This window comes from Arcanobacterium phocae, from assembly GCF_900105865.1.
Classification (GTDB): Bacteria; Actinomycetota; Actinomycetes; order Actinomycetales; family Actinomycetaceae; genus Arcanobacterium; species Arcanobacterium phocae.
This window is the reverse complement of record NZ_LT629804.1, coordinates 454,548-469,676: the sequence shown is the minus strand read 5'-3', so window position 1 is coordinate 469,676 and position 15,129 is coordinate 454,548. Positions and strand designations below refer to the sequence as shown.

The window sequence follows — 15,129 nt, the reverse complement described above, 5'->3', positions numbered from 1 at the left end:
AGGAAGGATTGTTATTATGGCACGGAAATTTACGCAGGAGTTGAAGGATCGGGCTGTTCGTTTGACGTTTGAACATCAGCGGATTCATGAGTGTTCACGTTGGGTAGCAGCCCAAGCGATTGCGGTTAAACTTGGTATGTCACCGCATTCGATCTTGGATTGGATGAAAAAGGACGCCGCTTCGGCTAAAGCCGGGCAAGGCAGCGCGATCGATTACGAGGCGGAAAACGCTCGGCTTCGTGCGGAAAATTTGGAGCTTCGGCGGGTCAATGAGCTACTCAAAGAGGCGTCGGCTTTTTCGCGTCCGAACTCGACCCCCGAGCCAAGAAATGATCGCGTTCATCGATGCGTATCGTGATCGTTTCGGGGTAGAGTTCATCTGCACTACATTGGCTCGCCACCGCGAAGGTGGGTTTATAACCGCGCGCGGATACCGCGCTGCTAAGAGGCGTTTGCCTTCCAAGCGTTCGTTGCGGGACTTGCGAATTGATCCCCATCATGTGAAGTGCCCCGGGTTTTGTTCCTAGGCACGTGCCTTGATTTCTATTATTTCATGGCCGGTGTTGCCGTTCCAAAACTCCTGTTCAACCTCAGCCGGTGTACGGTAGCCCAAGCTCTGGTGAAGTCGTGACTCGTTCCACCACGAAACCCATTCAAACGCCCGCGATTTCTACGTCAACCACGTCCCATCCATGACCGCCTATGAATCAGCTCATTCTTGTAAGAACCGTTGACGTTCTCAGCCAAAGCATTGTCATAGGAATCGCCAACCGTCCCTGTCGAGGTAAGTAATCCCATGCTCGGCAAGACGCTCATTGTCAACAATGGACACATATTGTGAGCCGCGGGTTGCAATGGTGAATCAGCCCAGTTGTTTTCTTCGCACATACGATCGCCTGATTGAGCGCCTGCAACGGCAACGCTTTACGTCCGCATTGAACCGACCAGCGCCCACCCGACAATCCGTCCGGAGAGAACACATCGGTCACAAAAGCGGTGTAGAGAAAACTCCTTACGGGTACGGACATAGGTAATGTCAGCCACCCACAACCGATTCGGCCTCGGAGCTCGACATTCACGTTTCACCAACTCTAGGCGAGTATCTCACCCTTGAGGTTTGCGAGTTGTTACAAGCAACCTGGCGCTTACCTTTGCTGCTAACTCCAGCAAGGCGCATCAAACGAGCGGTTTGTTCACGACCAATATCTTTTCCCCTCACGGGCCCGACGCGTGCCACATCTTAACCAATCCCGTAGACACTGTAGTTACCTTGATGAACCTCAACGATATGCACTATCGGCAGCAGCATCACGCAGGCTACGAGCAATCACGCCACGGGATTGTGATTGACGATAGCCACAAACCACCAACACGGTCAGTGTTTAACGTCTTGCAGATGAACTGAGTAGAGAAACGCTTCCGATTCTCATCAATGAACCGAATCATTCACCGATGTTTCGGGTCGAGTTCCGACGCGAAAAAGCCGACGCTGCTTATCTGAACTCGTTAGTATTGCGAAGCTCGGGGTTTTCACTAACGTAGCCGCGTATTTTCGACTTCCACGTCCTCCGACAAGCGTTCAAGAACGCGCCCCTTCCGCGGCGAGCTACCTGAGTCCATTGCCGAGCAGTGCGCCAAGAAACACCCAGCCTGGGTGCGACCACCTGACAGGCAGCCTGCAACGACAGGCCCTCTAGCCAAGAATACGGTCTTCTACCAAGCGGACGACGCGATCCTTCGCATCCTGATCAAATTTCTTTGGCATAGTCCAGATTATCCCATCTACTCAAACGGAACAAAACCTGGGGCACTTCACAGTGATGTGTTGTCTGATACTGGTATTACGCTTGATGAACTTAGTGAGGTACAGCATGATTTTAGCTCGCAAGAATATGAGAACTAGTTATTGACTGCAGTTAGGCGAAGAGATTTACCACTTGGGCAAAAACAGATTAGGTATTACGAAATGTCACGTATAAAAGCTACTCTTGATGGTTCTAGATTATGCTTTTGATTCTATTCAAGATAAGGCTTCGATAGAACAGACTTAGCTTATGACATATGATTTGCATGATATTTGCCTTGAATAAATCGACAACTATAGACGCAGGTATTCAATATAGGGACGTGAAGGCCGGTGTTTTCGGAAAGTCATATAGGCCACTGTCCGGAATCTGCGAGGAACCCTAACTAAGGTGATTGCTTTTATCAAGAGCTGAAAATAACTAGAGTTACCACTGATAAGGGTATTTCAAATACTAGTTGATTTTGAAGTCCACCTTTTTCACTGGCTATAATATTTTACTGGTAAAAGTGTGTACTGAAGAATTGATATATCAAGACCAATCTGGAATAGGATTAATTTTCTCCATTGCTGACAGGATCTCAGTTTTGGAGTTCTTTTTTAGCCAAGCTTTTTCTGCGATGTTGAGGATTGAACGAGTTGATGCTAGGCGCAGATTGCGTTTATCAATACCGTCTCGTTGGAGAATTTGTTGGGCATGTTTAAATATTTGACGTCCTTCGGCATCATCAATAATAAAGATGACCTTATATCCTTGACGAGCTAAGTAGAGGCAATAGCCGATGGAAACAAATTCTCCAAGATTTTCTCTGTTATTTAAGCGGGAAGCAAGCTCCGTTTTCTGTGCTATATCATATCTATGTAGATCAACTAGCGCTTTTGAGTACTCTGCGTTCTGTACCAGGTCAAACTTATCGTCATATATAGTAACGAACTTGTCTTTAATCTTCTGCCAACTTGACCATGCGCCAGTGTAACGGTATGAATATTTCCCGGTTTGTGTGTTAGTAACTCGCTCAATTTCGTTCGCAACAGTCATAGATACTAATAGAGACGCCTCGTGTATAGTTGCGAATTGGATCAAGATATTGTGTTCATTGACTGACAAAAAATTTATGAAAGAACATGCATCGACAATAATGGTATCGTTCACGGGTGTACTCACAGCAAGTCGGAAAGATCGTCATCCAAAATAATGGGATCAGCAACATCCGTTTTGGATTCGCGCAGGGATGAGATAGGAAAATTACGTGCTACATCTGTAACTGTGCACTTAAGAATTGCAGCTAGCTCGTTTTGGGTAATTTTCCCATTGTGAAATGCGGTGATAGCTTTTTCTTTCAGTAATTTAGGCTCTTTTTTTGTGTGAATCTCATTAACGCGGTTTTGTAAGAGGTCTTCCCAGCCATAGTTCTTAGCGAGAGATCGACTGGATTCTTGACGATATTGTTCACACACCGCGTCATCAATGAGGTCTGCATTGCTCATTTGAAAAGCTGCGATTGCTGGAGAAACTCCGAAATTACGGACAAGTGAATTGAGGAATCGATGTGTATCCTTAGTAGCTGCTTTATCCCACCAATTGCTAACAGCGGCGAGTGGCAATAGGAAATGGCGGGAAAACGCATTGGCGCGTATCTCAGAATCACTCGAATATAGATGAGTATTCAAGTTAGTGAGGTCATCAGAAAAACTGATATGCGCGAGTTCATGTGCAAGTGTTGAACGTAATCTAGCATATGGGAGATGACAATTAACAACTACAACTATTGCTTTACTCTTTTCGTCACGAGCTGTGAAGCCATGTTCATTGTTATCTGCTTGAACAAAAATAACATCTATATTTAAAAGGTCAAATATAGTAAAAATATTACTGATGGGAGCGTTTCCAATATCGAGTTGTTCGCGGAGAGTGTGGGCTGCCTCTGCTCCTTCGTTTTCGTTACTCATAGTGTTTTAAAGTGTTACTCGCCGGAAATCAGCGAAGTATGACGCGGCAGCTTCGTGCATAGTAGTCATTGCTGAGGTGGAACTGCCAGGGCGAGCAGCTGTTGCAAGGGAATCTGATATGAGAGCAGGACCAAGGATTGCTTCTATAGATATGTTGAGTGCTATCGCAATCTTTAAAGCAAGTTCAGCGGTCAATGATTGGGTTGCCTGCTCAATGCGAGATAACGTTGGTTGTGAAATTTGTGTTAAGTGTGCGAGCTCGGTCTGGTTCAACTCAGCTGCAAGGCGATGTTGTTGAATTCGTTCCGCTACTAATTTTGACTTAATATTCATGAATATTACCTCTCTAAATATTCATTCTATGTTATGTTATTGTGAGCTACAAGGTGAAATTTTGGTATTGCGAATGTTAAATTTGAGAGATGGATAAATCTATCTAGCTACTTATTTGACTAATGCGCCAGCAAAGCATGGGGTAAGACCAAGCTCTGGCATAAGGACGCATTGAGCTGCGTGATAGACGTCCGGCTTGCCTGGCCAAGTTATTCCAGACGGTGTGTTGTTCTGATCTAACTCGTGAATCCAACGGCCCGGGGCTTCGATGAGATGTGTCTTGGCATAATCGAGGAAGGTTTCGAACCATAGATGCATCTCGGTGATCTTATCTGCGTCTCCGGCCTGCTCTGCATAGGTAGCAAATGCGGATGCTGCACCTATTCCCTCACAGATAGTCCAATGCATTCGTTCGTGAACGACTGGTTCGCCGTCGAAATCAGTTGTGTAGACAATTCCGGGTGCGCCGTCCGCATCCCAGCCATCAGCCAACGCCGTCGTGAATAATGAATAAGCAGCTTCCGGGAGCTGGTCAACAAATTCTTGTACCTCTGGTGAAATCTCGCCGGACAAGCGATTTACTGCCGCCCAAAAATGAAGTGCCAACCGGGCCCATTCAATTCCGTGGCCGGGAGTGAGCCCAAAGGGGCGGAACGGATCAGCCGGACGATCTCGATTGAACTCCGGAAGCAACTGCCAAGTGGAATCAAAATGTTCAGGAATCCGCCAGCCAATTTTATCGGCTTCGCCCAACACGAAAGATAGGATCGACGCCGACTTAGCTAACCATCGTGGATCTGACGTAGCGTCCCATGCTGCTAGTGATGCTTCGAGGGTATGCATGTTTGCATTCGCCCCGCGATAACTATCTGTCTGGGTAAAGTCGCGGTTCCAAGACTCGCGAGCCAGCCCATACTCTGGCTCCCAGAAATGTTTTTCGTGAGCGTCTAGAGCTAACTCATATAGTTCACGAGCGCCCGTTAAACCAGCCTGAATGCCCGAACTAGCAGCGAGAAGAACGAATGCGTGAGCGTAGGCGGCCTTGCGTTCGCCGTCGGCCCCTAATGGTTCATTGGTGTCGTAACGTAACGTGGTGAAAAACCCGCCGAATTGTGCATCATAGAAGTGGGTGCGCAGACAATCAATTCCGTGTTGAGCGAAAGCACGGGCTGAATCATCGCCTTTGAGTGTAGCAAGGCAAAAAACGTGCGTCATGCGGCAGTTAATCCAGAGCTGGAGGCCGGCATCCGGATCAGCTTCGCCAGTTGCGTCAAGAGTGGAAAAACCATGCTCGCACCGGGAATGGCGAGCAAAATCAACTAACGCATCAAATTCCTGGGTAAGCCAGGTCTGTGTTGTTTCGTCAATAACCATGAGACTTCCTTGTCAACCAAGTAGTTAAATAAGCCAGTAGGTAGAACGCCCTCAGGAATTCTAGACTGCTAGTTAGAGCCTAACAAAAACGGTTTAGTTAAGCTAGGGTAATCGGTCGTAAAGCCGTATTTCTGATAAAATCAATTAAGATATTTCGCTGATTTTATTAGTAATGTAGGCAAGCGAGCTTATTTTATTATGCTGTCAGGTTTACAGTGAAGGATAAGTATGAAGAAAATTGTTGCGGGAGTATGCGTACTAGCATTTTCAATTGCAGGTTTAGCTGGATGCTCTCAAGGTCCAGACAAAGCAGCCGTTAAAGATAAGTTTTACAACAAGTTCGTTGAAGACGTGCCGTCTGGCGAGCTGAGCAAAGAACAGGTCAATGATCTTGGGCATTGTTTAGCTGATGGAATTTTTGATCAGCTAAATGACCAGCAGATTAAAGAATTTGATAAAGTTTTAGACAAGGAAAAAATTGACAAGAACGACCTTCCAAAAGGCACGGAAGACGTGTTTCTAAAAACCTCTAATGACTGTGTTAAGAAGATCGTCATGGGTGATAAGTAACCCTTGATACTCAGCTAAAATCAGGCTTTGTGTAGTGTGCCCCTAGAGCTCGGCTCTAGGGGCACACTACACAGTCATAGATATGTTTACCAAAGTAAGTATGCTGAGGAAACGAGAGTTAAAAAAATAATGCTGTGGTCGAATGTTTGCTGACTAAAATATTTTATACTTTTTGTTCCTACTAAAGATCCAATAATAACAAAAGGAACTAAATAAGGAAGTATACTAAGCGTCGGACCTCTGAGAAGACCTAATCCCAGAGTAAAGGGTAATTTCATCATATTTACTAAGAAAAAGAACCATGCTTGTGTTCCTAAAAATTCTGCAATGTGATAACCAGATGCGATGAAATATAACGACATTACCGGACCACCAGAATTTGCTGTCATTGTTGTGAAACCCGCGAGGGAGCCGTAAAACCATCGTGCTCGGGGAGACGTACAATGGTGGGAAGTTTGATCGGGTCGATAGTACTTAAGACATATTGTTAATAGCACTAAACAGATGAGTAGTGCACCGATACCTCGCCGCAATACGACTTCCGGAACGACGGCTAAGAATAGAGCCCCACACCCAACACCAGCGAATACTCCGATAAGAAGCTTGCGTAGAACGGACCAGTCAGCAAACTGCCGCCATGCATAGAGAGCGAAAATATCGCCTACTAGCAGGAGAATTAATAAAGCTGCCGTTGATTCCTTTGCTGGAAGAACAGCTACAAAAATTGCAACAGACACCGTTGTTAAGCCAGGCAATGCCGTTTTAGATACGCCAACGAAAAAACTAGCTATGGCGAGGAAAATCATGCCGGTTATCGAGATATGCATAGCGTTATTATAATATTTGTATGTGACAAAATATATCCTTGTTTTAAAGTTTGGTTAAATCTGGTAGTGGAGCATTATTTCATTAGAAAATCGCCAGAAAGTGGATTTAATGGCCGCTGTATAGTTACACTGATAGTGTCACAATAGAACAATAGTTCAGATAAAAATTCCAATGGGGGGCATAATGTCTGTACAAATACCCGCAACGATGCGGGCAGCTGTTTTACGTGATCCTAAGATCGGATTGCAAGTTGAAACAATTAAAACACCGCATCCGCGAGATGGTGAAGTACTCATAAAAGTAACTGCTTGTGGAATGTGCCATTCAGACCTACACGTCATCGGTGGGAAAATCGCTTTCCCATTGCCGTGTGTTCTTGGGCATGAGGTAACGGGCCAAATTGTTGAGGTTGGGCCAGGCAATGAGCAAACAGGACTTCATGTTGGGCAGAATGTTGCTGGTGCGTTTTTGATGCCATGTGGAAAGTGTGAATACTGTGCTCAAGGTCGAGATGACCTATGTGCGCCATTTTTTGATATGAACCGTATTAAAGGACAGCTATATGACGGTCATACCCGCCTTTTTGGTCTAGATAACGAACCAATTGCTATGTATTCTATGGGAGCCTTATCCGAATACTGTGTAATTCCATCGACATCGGTTACTGCACTCGAAGACGGGATGGATATGGTTGCTGGTTCTATCCTCGGATGTGCGGCGTTGACAGGATATGGAGCTGTCCGTCGTGGCGCTAATTTACAATACGGAGAAACTGTTGCCGTTGTTGCAACTGGAGGAATTGGATCAAACATTATTCAAGTTGCAAAAGCTTTTGGTGCTGCGCAAATTATTGCTATCGACGTCGATGATGAGAAGCTCGAAGCTGCACGTAAGCTCGGTGCAACTGATGTTGTTAACTCAATGAAACGGAACGTACGCGATGAAGTGCTAGCCCTTACTAACGGCCGCGGCGTGGACGTAGCATTCGAAGCACTTGGACGTCCCGAAACTTGGACATCTGCGCTAGATTCACTTCGTGACGGTGGACGTATGGTGCCGATTGGGCTGGGTGCTGGCGTTCAAACAGCGGCTGTGGAAATTAACCGAACTGTCCGTCGCTCGCAATCGATTTTAGGATCGTATGGCGCTCGTACACGTCAAGATTTGCCGACGGTTGTGAAGATGGCTTCTGACGGTTATATCGACTACCGTCACATCGTGACCCGAAAGTTCTCATTGGATCAGGCCGGTGAAGGGTACAAGTTATTGGCGCAGGGCAAGATTCAAGGACGTGCCGTTGTGGATATGTCCTTGTAATAGTTGTCAGCTTGGCTTGGTGGGTGATAAAGCACCGATTTAGGGTGCTTTATCACCCACCAAGCGTACGAGAAAGATATTTGTCTAATCAAATATTTCATTAAATATCAAAATGTTATAGACATTATGTACTATGTTACATATCATTAGGATAGAGTTGAGGTGATGATACATTTCGGCTCTTCTCGCAATGTGGCGTGAAGAACTACTTCCATATTCAGCAAAGGAGCTGACATGAGCGCAAAATTTAAAGAAATTTTCACGACGACGGGGCTTTTCCAGTTGATACTTGTGACTGTAAACGCCCAACTCATCTACGCATTCTGGGATATTAGAAACACTCTTCCCCAGGATTTCCCTGCCGCGTTGGGTGTAACAGATGCACAGGCAGGACAGCTTTATTCAATGCAAGGCCTTGTTATTATCCTAGGAACGGTGGCACTCGGATGGATTGGAGATCGTTTTCCAATTCGTGTGATTATGGCGATCGCTTCGGCAGGCGTTGGGGGAATATCGCTATACATCACCTTGGCTTCCCCCGGGATCCCGTTCCCGGTGCTATTAGCATGTTTCTTCTTGATGTTGCTATGCTCTGAAGTCTTGTTTAAACCTGCAAACTTCAAAGCAGTAAGTCTTTCAACAAGTGCAGAGCACCAAGGAACAGCTTTTGGCTTGTTCGAATTTGGACGTGGCCTACTAGCTTTCCTGATTTCGCTTCTCTGGACAGTGATGATTGCTATAAGTGCTACTCCGTTCGCGATTATGCTTACTGCTTCCTGCATCGTAATAGGTGCTGGTGTAGCGGTATTCTTCGTTGTTCCGAAGGGTACTAAGGTTGGAGATGCAGATACTCAGAGTGCTTCTGCTAAGGAAGCTATCCGTGGCGTTGGACATGTTGCAAAGCTCCCAGTGGTTTGGATCGCGGGCATCAACGTGTTCTGTATCTACGGCACATTTGTTGCTGCTGGTACATATTTCGCACGCTACCTTCAGGCAGGATACGGAACGAGCGCAGTTGTTGCAGCAGTATTCGCAACCACAGTTATCGGGTTGCGGATGCTTCCACTTGTTTCTAGTATTCTCGTTGAAAAGGTATTCAAGACTGCCACCCGGTTTATGCGGTTCATGGAAGTTATCCTTGCAGTCATTCTTGCTGTTATCGGAGTAATCTTCATTACCAACCCGGCAACCGTGACGGAGTTTTCGGCAGACAACGCACCAGATAACATCGTAAGCACAGGAATCTTCTGGACGCTCGTCGTTTTGATGCTCCTTGCATCGGCTATTACGTTTATGGTGCGAGGCGTTTATTACGCTCCGATCGGCGAGTTCAATGTACCGAAGAGACACGCATCTGCTGCTATGTCATTTGCCATTACCTTAGGTTACATTCCAGCTCTCGTTGCGCCTATTGTTTTGTCGAACGTTATTGTTCCTTCGGTTAAGAACGACGTCGGTGAGATTGTCACGCAGGTACTGACACCAACGTCATCGCTCGGTGGCGTATTCTTCGGTCTTGCAGTTCTGGCGATTGTCGCCGCGGTTCTCTCGCATATTATGGTGCGGATGCATCAAAAGATGGAAGACAACCATGTTGGCGCATAACACAGCGGACTGGATGGAGAAGGTTGATGGCGAACGGCCGCTAGCTGAGCTCTGTTTGCCAGGTACGCATGACACCATGACTGCAACATGTGATCATCCTTTTTATCGAACGCAATCCTTGTCTCTTATGGAGCAACTTGAAGCTGGTGTGCGTTACGTTGATCTGCGTCTGAAGCGAAATCTATTTGCGGCGCATCGGGAATGGCAGTCAAATATTACTGGCTCTGAAATATTCGACGAGATGACCGGATTCTTACGCGAACACCCATCTGAAGTCATTATTGCTAGAGTACAAAATGCGAATGAGCGCAAGGATGACTTCATGAAATATGGTCGTGCCATGCTGGATCTCGTTGCTAACTATCAAGAGTTCTTCCCAGAGTGGGAATCTGATAGGCAACCATGGGGTAGCGTTGGTGACTATCGTGGGAAGATTGTGGCCTTTGAATGTGCTCCAGAGCAATATGGTTTTACCCAAATTGGTGGCCACTTCTGGGCGCAAGCTTGGCACAATAATCCAACACTTCTGATTCAAGATTTATGGGAAGGTCCAGATCTTGAAGAAAAGTGGTCAGCAATTCGTGAGGCAATGGGTACTGACACTGATGAACGTCTCGTTCTTAATCATGTCAGTGCAACACTTGGCGAACTAGGTAACCCACTGGGATACGCGCAAGAACTAAATCCGCGAGTAGCGGAGCTATTTAAGGAAAAGCAAGGAGAAGATTTGTCTTTACGTGGAGTACAAATCTTTGATTTTGTTACACCGGAGCTTGCACGTGCAACAGTCGAAATGAATCTACGATAGTCCATCTAGTAGATCCGTTCAACATATCCAGGGTAGCTGGTTCTATCGAAACACTTTATTTCGATAGAACCAGCTACCCTGTTTGTCTTTTAAGAGCAACACAGATATTCGCTGGCGGATACTAAGGACAATGCGGTGAGTAAAGTAGAGGAAACAGAACGGCAGACACAGTGCCATTGTATCTACTTCTGTTAAAACGAGGGCGAGAAGCAGACCATATTATATACATACAAATGATGCGAGTCACTTGTACTACAGGGTATGAAAGACTGCGGTGCCTAGTAGCAGCCGCTTCTAGGATGCAGTGTTCATATTTTCTCAGAAGGATTCTTTGTGGTCTACCTATTTCAGGCATGAAGAGTGGAGGGAGAATCTGAGATTCTCCCTCCATTGGGCTACTACATAGATAATCATTTACCGATAGGAAGAGTCCTAGTGTCCGAGGGAAATGATTATCTTAGAAGCTCACCGTGCCAAGGCTTTTAGAGCTTCAAATGACTTTTGAGCGTCAAGTAGGGGACCTTCGCCAGGCGCCGGTTCGCCGTCGATCATGATGTCTTGCTCTAGAACGTAATAGCCGTCGAAACCGACTTTATCGAGTTCTGAAACAATGGCAGCGAAATCGATATCGCCCTCACCAATGGGAGCAAACATACCAGCCTTGACGCCCTGACCCCACGTTAAAGTTCCAGGTAGTAGCTGGTCAGTCATATCCTTGTGGATATCTTTCGCGTGAACGATCTTGACACGATCAGCATACTTTTTCACCAGCTCAACAACGTCAGCGCCACCACAGGCGAGATGCCCTGTATCGAGGCAAAGACCGACCTGTGAGTTATCCAAGACACGTTCAACTTCGTCTAGGTTTTGCACCATTGTTCCCCAATGAGGATGTAGCGAAGCGGTTACGCCACGAGCTGCAGCTACTTCGGTGATCCGTGACAGGTTTGTGAATAGGGTATTCCACCCAGTTTCATCTAGAACTGGGCGAGTGTCATATCCGTCCTGTCCCGAATCAGCGGCAAGAATTAAGTTAGTTCCACCCGCGACTTCGAACGCATCGAGCTCACGCTCCACGGCAGGAATCGGATCAACATTAGGATCATGCATAACTGCCAAGAAAAAAGAACCAACTGGTTCGAGACCATATCCGGACACTGCCTTAGCGCGTGCCTCTGGCTCCTGAGGTAGCCAGCCTTGAGGGCCAAACTCAGTTGCAGTTAGTCCCATTTCTTTCATTTCGGTAAGGACACGTTCTGGCGACAACTGGTATCCCCAATTTGGAACTTCACATACTCCCCAGCTGATGGGTGCCCCTGCAATTTTCATATCAAATTCTCCTTTGAATTTTTGTCATTGTTTTACAGGTAAACGATTTTGCCGGTTTTGGCGGACTCTTCAGCGGCTTCAGCGATACGAAGAGCCTTAGCGCCGTCGTCAATAGATGTTGCAGGCTTACGGTTCTCAGAAATAGCTGCGAAGAATTCATTTAGCTCATTGGCATAAGCTTCTTCGTAACGTTCAAGGAAGAAGTCGAGATAAACATTCTTCGCATCAGTATGATCTCCATTAGAGACGCGTACCTGGGTAGATCGCATATTGTCGCCGTTGATCGTCGCTTTATCTCCGAAAACTTCAAGACGCTGATCATAACCAGAGGAACAATGACGGGAATTCGTGATTGTTGCTACCGCACCTTCGGAATTGGTGAGTGTAATTACTGCGCCGTCGAAGTCGCCGGTATCAGCCAACTCGGGGTCCAAGTTCTGTCCGACGGCGTAGACCGAAACGATATCTCCCAGGAAGAAACGTGCAGTATCGAAGTCGTGGATGGTCATGTCTTTAAAAATGCCACCAGAAACGGCGATATACTCCTTTGGCGGAGCGGCAGGATCTCGAGAAATAATCGTTACCTGTTCGACTTTACCAACTACCCCGGCTTCAACCATCTTGTGCATTTGAGCGAAGGTAGGATCAAATCGTCGGTTGAATCCAATCATGGTGGTGTGATCAACATCTTTGAGTGACTCAACCAGTTCCTCAACTTTTGCTGTTTCCATTGCAACTGGTTTTTCACAGAGAGCAGGTTTACCGGCTTTGGCGGCCTTCAAAATGTGCTCAACGTGTAGGGGTGTTGGTGAACAGATAATTACTGCATCCACATCGGGGGCTGTAAAAACATCATCCGCATTAAGAGAATAACGAACTCCATACTTCTCAGCAAGAGGCTTAACCGCAGCCTCTACTGGATCTGCAACAAATGTTAATTGAGCATTTGGGTGTGCCTCTACTGTGCGAGCATGAACATGAGCAATACGCCCGGCTCCCACTAATCCAATTCTAATCATTGTCTTTCCTAACGTCGTTGTCAGTTGTAACTTTATTGTGCAGGGATAAGAATGTCGCGAATGAGCATGTCGAGGTCATTGTCGGCATTAAGGAACTGGCGCAGTGTGCGAACTGTTGGGCCAAACGTTTCAAATTCCTCCAATGTCATCCCGTCCGGTTCGTAGGCACGGTTGAAATCGGGGATTCTCCGTAGCTGGGTGAGGTAATGCTCATCAACGTCAATGCTCATCTTTTCGATTGGCTCATAATCTGAGTCATTAATGAGTTTCTGCCAAGAGAACGGTGGAGAAACCACAAGGTCGCCACCTTGGAATTCACTCCATTGAAGTACATTGCGGAATGCTGCAACAAGCACACGAGCACGGTATCCGCGTTCGTTAAAAATCTTGTATGCGCGCTTGACTGCGGCTACTCCGGCCCACTCCAATGCGGATGGATCCAAGAAAATCTTGTCGCGTTTTACGACGTGCTTAAGCCAATCGTCAAGGCGACCAACCATGATTGTGACAACTGGACTCATCTGTGAGGTGTCATGTCCAGCAGCTTCACGCTTCTCAAGCCCTCGCTGAATAGCAGCGGCAGCTTGAACTGCTTGGGGGACTGAGAAAGACACGGTTACATTGACTGAGACACCGCGTTCGGTTGCCATTTCGATTGCTTCGATTCCGGTCTTTGTGGCTGGAATCTTGACGATGATGTTCTTTGTAAGGTTATGGAACAGTTCGGCTTGGTCAGCAAGTGCGCGAGCGTCACGATGTAAGCGAGGGTCTGTTTGAACGGATAGGCGTCCATCATGACCATGTGTCTTATCGAAAGTTGGCTCCAACAGCTTAGCTGCCTCTACGGACATATCCATGACCGCTTGCCAGCCGATCTGAGATTCGCTCCAGGTTGGGTGATCTTCAGCGATCTTCCGGATGCGGTCAGTCCAAATTTCAGGATGCTTTGCGATGGTTGTATAAGCGATGACAGGATTGCAGGTTGCTCCTACGCCACCATATGAAATTGAAGTTTGCAATTCCTCAAGATCTGAAGAGTCGTTCCATAAGACAGTGTCGAACGATTCGCATGCTGTTAATAGTGGACCTGGTGTGTATTTAGTATCTGACATAGATTGCTCCTCAACTACGTTAAAGTAGGTCACGCAAAATGAGTCAACTCATAGCCACCCTCGTTGGTGACGTACCGTGTGAGATATACGTTACTAACATGGGTGGCTTATGTCAAGGATTTGTCCTCTCATGTCATGTTGTTTATGTAAGAGATGCTGGTTGAGATGCTGTGGGTAACGCTTATCTGTGGCTAGTTTGCTGGATTTACAAGCGGAAATGTCATCTTATATTGTTGCGAATCATAAACGTGATTGCCATGCTCGATAACTTTCCCTTGAGAGTCATATGCGGTTCGCTGCATGGTAAATAGTGCTGTTTGGGGTTCAATTTGAAGCATGTCTGCCTCAGCTTTACTTGCGTTTTTCGCCCCTAACGTTTGCACTGCCGAAATGGGGACTATCCCTTGATGGCTGAAGGATTCGTAGAGTCCATAGTGAGACAGCTCGGTCAAAGATGGAGCAATCCTGCTTGGAATGATGTTATTTAAGATTGCTAGCGGGTGGTCATCAATCCAACGCAATCTCTGGATAGTAACAAGTTCTTCGTCTGGGTCGCAGTTGAGAAATTCAACTTCTTCTTGGGTGGCTAAATGGATCTGGTATTTAAGAACTTCTGTTCGTGTGGCATGACCAGCTTTGACAAGGTCGTCATTGAGGGATGTTAGCGCAAGCTGGCGATGTACATGAGAGGGGGTGACCCTTGTACCAACGCCACGTCGTCGAATAAGAAGGCCAGAATCAACGAGCTCTTGAAGTGCGCGACGTGCTGTGGGTCGTGAAATGTTAAGACGTTTGGCCATGGATATCTCATCTTCAAGCAACTGATTTGGTTGCAGACTACCGTTCTTAATTAGTTGCGAGATGGGTGCGAGGATTTGCTGATAAAGAGGTTCGGCCGAATTTCTGTTGAGTACTAAATCGAGCGCGAAAGGTTTGTCAAGAGACGCGTCCTTTTCTTTATCCACCATGAAAGCCTCCTTGTTGTTTGCACTTTTTATGTAAAGCATAACCTATTTCTGTTATAGTGCTGATTTTAGTACCCATAAGCAACAGTTTGTAATATTTATGTTAGGACAAGGA

Annotated in this window: 16 protein-coding genes; 5 read left to right on the top strand and 11 right to left on the bottom strand. The window is 46.4% G+C overall.

What is annotated here, in order from left to right:
- Nucleotides 1–16 precede the first annotated feature (16 nt).
- Complete coding sequence (locus tag BLT51_RS02055) at nucleotides 17–358, top strand: transposase (RefSeq protein WP_091279305.1); 342 nt, start codon at nucleotides 17–19, stop codon at nucleotides 356–358.
- 317 nt (nucleotides 359–675) lie between these two features.
- Here BLT51_RS02055 and BLT51_RS09030 read toward each other — a convergent pair whose 3' ends face one another.
- From BLT51_RS09030 to BLT51_RS02035, 6 genes are all read right to left on the bottom strand, one after another.
- Entirely contained in the window at nucleotides 676–888 is a 213-nt protein-coding gene (locus BLT51_RS09030; RefSeq protein ID WP_157672857.1) for a hypothetical protein, read from the bottom strand.
- A 429-nt stretch (nucleotides 889–1,317) separates the two neighbouring features.
- Nucleotides 1,318–1,446 carry a hypothetical protein gene (locus BLT51_RS09385; RefSeq protein WP_269456646.1) on the bottom strand — a complete coding sequence of 43 codons (129 nt, stop codon included), beginning with the start codon at nucleotides 1,444–1,446 and terminating at the stop codon, nucleotides 1,318–1,320.
- An 890-nt stretch (nucleotides 1,447–2,336) separates the two neighbouring features.
- Complete coding sequence (locus BLT51_RS02050) at nucleotides 2,337–2,957, bottom strand: PIN domain-containing protein (protein ID WP_091279304.1); 621 nt, start codon at nucleotides 2,955–2,957, stop codon at nucleotides 2,337–2,339.
- A gap of 8 nt (nucleotides 2,958–2,965) precedes the next feature.
- Nucleotides 2,966–3,754: an ImmA/IrrE family metallo-endopeptidase gene (locus BLT51_RS02045; RefSeq protein ID WP_091279301.1), complete on the bottom strand. Its 789-nt coding sequence runs from the start codon at nucleotides 3,752–3,754 to the stop codon at nucleotides 2,966–2,968.
- 6 nt (nucleotides 3,755–3,760) lie between these two features.
- Entirely contained in the window at nucleotides 3,761–4,087 is a 327-nt protein-coding gene (locus tag BLT51_RS02040; protein WP_091279298.1) for a helix-turn-helix domain-containing protein, read from the bottom strand.
- A gap of 111 nt (nucleotides 4,088–4,198) precedes the next feature.
- Nucleotides 4,199–5,461 (bottom strand): AGE family epimerase/isomerase, encoded by a 1,263-nt coding sequence (locus BLT51_RS02035; RefSeq protein ID WP_091279295.1) that lies wholly within the window; start codon nucleotides 5,459–5,461, stop codon nucleotides 4,199–4,201.
- Nucleotides 5,462–5,689: 228 nt separating this feature from the next.
- Between BLT51_RS02035 and BLT51_RS02030 the strand changes: the two genes are divergently transcribed.
- A complete protein-coding gene (locus BLT51_RS02030; protein ID WP_091279292.1) occupies nucleotides 5,690–6,031 on the top strand; it encodes a hypothetical protein in 342 nt (113 codons plus the stop codon).
- Between the two features lie 86 nt (nucleotides 6,032–6,117).
- On the opposite strand, the gene BLT51_RS02025 is transcribed toward BLT51_RS02030, so the two are convergent.
- Entirely contained in the window at nucleotides 6,118–6,858 is a 741-nt protein-coding gene (locus BLT51_RS02025) for a sulfite exporter TauE/SafE family protein (RefSeq protein WP_091279289.1), read from the bottom strand.
- 184 nt (nucleotides 6,859–7,042) lie between these two features.
- On the opposite strand from BLT51_RS02025, the gene BLT51_RS02020 reads away from it, so the two are divergent.
- From BLT51_RS02020 to BLT51_RS02010, 3 genes are all read left to right on the top strand, one after another.
- Complete coding sequence (locus BLT51_RS02020) at nucleotides 7,043–8,176, top strand: zinc-binding dehydrogenase (protein WP_172801294.1); 1,134 nt, start codon at nucleotides 7,043–7,045, stop codon at nucleotides 8,174–8,176.
- A 234-nt stretch (nucleotides 8,177–8,410) separates the two neighbouring features.
- Nucleotides 8,411–9,781 carry an MFS transporter gene (locus tag BLT51_RS02015; protein ID WP_091279286.1) on the top strand — a complete coding sequence of 457 codons (1,371 nt, stop codon included), beginning with the start codon at nucleotides 8,411–8,413 and terminating at the stop codon, nucleotides 9,779–9,781.
- A complete protein-coding gene (locus tag BLT51_RS02010) occupies nucleotides 9,768–10,589 on the top strand; it encodes a PI-PLC domain-containing protein (protein ID WP_157672856.1) in 822 nt (273 codons plus the stop codon). The genes BLT51_RS02015 and BLT51_RS02010 overlap by 14 nt, the downstream gene beginning before the upstream one ends.
- Nucleotides 10,590–11,054: 465 nt before the next feature.
- Here the strand turns inward: BLT51_RS02010 and BLT51_RS02005 are convergent, their stop codons facing one another.
- The 4 genes from BLT51_RS02005 to BLT51_RS01990 all read right to left on the bottom strand — a co-directional run bounded on the left by BLT51_RS02005 (nucleotide 11,055) and on the right by BLT51_RS01990 (nucleotide 15,017).
- Nucleotides 11,055–11,918, bottom strand: a complete 864-nt coding sequence (locus BLT51_RS02005) for a sugar phosphate isomerase/epimerase family protein (protein ID WP_091279283.1) — start codon at nucleotides 11,916–11,918, stop codon at nucleotides 11,055–11,057.
- Between the two features lie 32 nt (nucleotides 11,919–11,950).
- Nucleotides 11,951–12,937 (bottom strand): inositol 2-dehydrogenase, encoded by a 987-nt coding sequence (gene iolG, locus BLT51_RS02000; RefSeq protein ID WP_091279281.1) that lies wholly within the window; start codon nucleotides 12,935–12,937, stop codon nucleotides 11,951–11,953.
- 32 nt (nucleotides 12,938–12,969) lie between these two features.
- Nucleotides 12,970–14,049 (bottom strand): transaldolase family protein, encoded by a 1,080-nt coding sequence (locus BLT51_RS01995; protein WP_091279279.1) that lies wholly within the window; start codon nucleotides 14,047–14,049, stop codon nucleotides 12,970–12,972.
- A 191-nt stretch (nucleotides 14,050–14,240) separates the two neighbouring features.
- Nucleotides 14,241–15,017, bottom strand: coding sequence for a GntR family transcriptional regulator (locus BLT51_RS01990; protein WP_091279276.1), 777 nt, complete (start codon nucleotides 15,015–15,017; stop codon nucleotides 14,241–14,243).
- Nucleotides 15,018–15,129: the final 112 nt, after the last annotated feature.